We start from the raw sequence: 429 nt of genomic DNA, 5'->3' as shown, positions 1-429 counted from the left end.
TTCTGCAAGGCGAAGGTTCTTTAGATCGGAGGTTCTACGGGTCGGAGGTTCTGTGAGGTTTCATGGCAAAACAGAAAAGTTGTTTGCCTCACTTGGGAGGCTAAGTGAGGCAAGCAAGGGGGAAGTGTCGTGCGCTTATCGGGGATGTGGGCATTTATTGAGGGGAGGATCATGATTAGTCAATGAAGTGGGGATGTAGATTTAGAGGTCTTCTGTGACTTGGTTGATGGCTCCTTAAGATAGGCATGAAAGATGCTCAAAGTGCTTTATGACTGAGGTGTTTTGGGAAAAGCCGCATCGGGTTGATGGGGAAGGCAGAGATTGTGAGGTTAGCGGCAAAAGAGCAAGCTCTTCAGGCTGAAGTTCCTTCGGATCGAAGATTCAGATCGGAGGTTCTACGGGTGGAAGGTTCTTGAGGCTCTGACAGCT

The organism is Bartonella sp. AA2SXKL (assembly GCF_042197205.1).
GTDB lineage: Bacteria > Pseudomonadota > Alphaproteobacteria > Rhizobiales > Rhizobiaceae > Bartonella.
This window is presented reverse-complemented; position numbering follows the sequence as displayed.